This is a genomic window from Bacillus sp. JJ1474 (assembly GCF_036965225.1).
Taxonomy (GTDB): Bacteria; Bacillota; Bacilli; order Bacillales; family Cytobacillaceae; genus Cytobacillus.
The window spans coordinates 1-2116 of the sequence record NZ_JBALPC010000183.1; the positions used below are offsets into that span (position 1 = coordinate 1).

The window sequence follows — 2116 nt, forward strand, 5'->3', positions numbered from 1 at the left end:
AGTGAAAAATAAAATGAATAGAATAAAAACTTGGACAAGACGTGTAATCATGTCAACTTTATTTTTGGCAGCTTTATTAACAACCTTTCAATCCATTTCAGGAGTACATGCAAAATCAATCGTCAATTATTTTAATAGTGATGATTTCCGTCAAAGTAAGAATTCAGATGACCATCCTTTTAGTCATACATTTAAAAGCGTGGGTATCGCCTATAAATATTTAAAGCAAATTGCAAATGTAGATTTAAAAATTTCCTCTAGCCGGGCGGTATCCGGAACACCGCCAAAATTAGAGGAGGCCATTGATTGGTCACAATATCCGATGAAAAAAGTAATAGCTACGGGTTATACTGCTTTCTATGAATCAACAGGGAAAAATCCTGGTCATCCTGGATTCGGTATTACATATTCAGGCGTAAAGGTGAAAAGAGATTTATATTCAACAGTAGCAGCAGATTTAAATGTATTCCCAATAGGAACGATCATTTTTGTCCCTGATTATGGATATGGAGTCGTTGCTGATAAAGGCGGAGCGATAAAAGGAAATAAAGTTGACCTATATTTTGAAACAGTCGATGATGTCTATAATGAATGGGGAAAAAAGACAATTGATGTTTATGTTGTTGAAATGGGTGACGGAACTCTTACTGAAGAAGAATTACATGCTTTAAATGAAAATGAATCCATGCAGGTTTTTCGTCAGCAATATATTAAATCAGAGCGAAAATAAAAAGTACAGGCAATCCATTGAAACGGATTTGCCTGTTTTTTTATAACTGCCTTTTTAGCAGACTATTGAATAGACGCATACGCTTCGGGGTGAATTTTCTTCGCCAGCTTAATCGCTCCTTCGATCAAACGAGGTGACGGCCTGCAGTATAGCTCTTCCTCAAGAACAAGAATATGCTGATTTCTGACCGCGTCCATTTGATCCCAGCTTGGTCTTTTTAGAACAATTTCTGGATTGACTTTCTCCTTCCGAACACCTACCCATGCAAGGCAAATATAATCGGGGTTCCGGCGAAATACATCATCCCAATCAGTTTGAACACTTGCCAATTCTACATCTTTAAACAAGTTAACTGCTCCGGCAAGTTCGCTTATTTCAGTTAGCCAATTGACTTGACCCGGGGTAAAGACAGGCTTCGGCCACCATTCCCAGTAAAGGGAAGGCTTTTCCTCAATATTTGCAGCGATCATCCTTAATTCTTCGATTTGTGAGCGGAATACCAAAGCGGCTTTTTCACCGGCCTCAGGCTGAGCTAATGCTTTTGCGGTAATAATTAAATCATTTTCAATATCTTTTAAGCTTTGTGGATTTAGAATGATATGGGGTATGTTTCTTTTCTCTAATTCTTCAATGTTTTTCTCCATGCCAGGCACACTCAAAGACGCCAGGACTAAATCTGGCTGCAGTTCTTCCACTTTATCCATATTAATCGAAAGATCCGGCCCGAGCCGAGGCAAATGTTTAATTTGCTCTGGCCAGTCGGAAAAGTCATCAACACCTGTGAGAAGGTGAGTAAGGCCTAAATATTCAACTAGCTCTGTATTACTTGGACATATAGAAACGATTCTCAATGATTTCACACCTTTTGGTTAACATTAAGCAGATATTTATTAAGAAATAATATAATGTAAAAAAAGTGTTAACAGAATGCCGGTTAAGCCGCCAAAAAAAACCTCAATTGGTTTATGGCCAAGCAATTCCTTTAATTCCTTCCTTTTCTCTTGTTCTGCTTTTTTTTGCCAAACCTTGGCTTCTTCCATAAAACGGTTAAAATCTGACATTAATTGATTTAACATAATGGCTTGTTCCCCTGCTTGTCTACGAACTCCAGTCGCATCAAACATAGTGATAATGGCAAATACAGCAGATATTGCAAACACTGGTGAGTCTAAACCAGTTTCCAATGCAACACCAGTAGAAAGTGCGGTAACGGCTGCTGAATGAGAGCTTGGCATTCCGCCTGTGCTCGTAAGCAATGCCCAATTAACCTTTCGAGTAGCAATAAAGTGAATTGGGACTTTAACAAACTGGGCAAAGAAGATGGCCGCTATGGCCGACCAAAGAGGAAAATTCAATAATAAATCCATTTATTAACCACCTTTTAAA

3 protein-coding genes are annotated in these 2116 nt (G+C 38.4%); 1 reads left to right on the plus strand and 2 read right to left on the minus strand.

Going from position 1 to position 2116, the window contains the following annotated elements:
- The first annotated feature begins 13 nt into the window (after positions 1 to 13).
- A complete protein-coding gene (locus V7164_RS19935) occupies positions 14 to 730 on the plus strand; it encodes a 3D domain-containing protein (RefSeq protein WP_335345869.1) in 717 nt (238 codons plus the stop codon).
- Between the two features lie 62 nt (positions 731 to 792).
- Here V7164_RS19935 and V7164_RS19940 read toward each other — a convergent pair whose 3' ends face one another.
- Together V7164_RS19940 and V7164_RS19945 are read right to left on the minus strand one after the other, a co-directional pair.
- The gene (locus V7164_RS19940) at positions 793 to 1581 is read right to left on the minus strand and encodes a cobalamin-binding protein (RefSeq protein WP_335345870.1); all 789 of its coding nucleotides are present in this window, start codon (positions 1579 to 1581) and stop codon (positions 793 to 795) included.
- A 39-nt stretch (positions 1582 to 1620) separates the two neighbouring features.
- Entirely contained in the window at positions 1621 to 2097 is a 477-nt protein-coding gene (locus tag V7164_RS19945) for a divergent PAP2 family protein (protein ID WP_335355035.1), read from the minus strand.
- Positions 2098 to 2116: the final 19 nt, after the last annotated feature.